This window comes from Mesorhizobium sp. M8A.F.Ca.ET.165.01.1.1 (genome assembly GCF_004792065.1).
Classification (GTDB): domain Bacteria; phylum Pseudomonadota; class Alphaproteobacteria; order Rhizobiales; family Rhizobiaceae; genus Mesorhizobium.
Genome location: NZ_SRTH01000104.1, coordinates 1 through 378, shown reverse-complemented (window position 1 = coordinate 378; position 378 = coordinate 1). Strand labels below are relative to the sequence as shown.

Below are 378 nucleotides of genomic sequence, written 5' to 3'. Positions count from 1 at the left end.
CGGCTTCGTAGCTCAGATCGGTGGCCGCGCGTGACGGCGAAGGGATTGCGTTTAAGTTCAACATATTCATTGCTGTGCCCATCTGTCAGGAGTGTCGTTACCCATCAGAAGTCCATGCCGCCACCCGGCATCGCCGGAGCCGCGGGTTCCTTCTTCGGCTTTTCGGCCACCATCGCTTCCGTTGTTACCAGCAGGCCGGCAACCGATGCCGCGTCCTGGAGCGCGGTCCGCACCACCTTCACCGGATCGATGACGCCTTCCTTGTAGAGGTCGCCGAAGGCATTGGTCTGTGCATTCCAGCCGTAACCGAATTCCGGTTTCTCGCGAAGCTTGCCGACGATGATCGAGCCTTCTGCACCGGCGTTCTCGGCGATCTGC

1 protein-coding gene is annotated in these 378 nt (G+C 60.6%); it reads right to left on the bottom strand.

The features are described from left to right. Nucleotides 1-104 precede the first annotated feature (104 nt). Nucleotides 105-378: TCP-1/cpn60 chaperonin family protein (locus EN808_RS35295; RefSeq protein WP_281041868.1), on the bottom strand; the 274-nt coding region annotated here is incomplete at its 5' end.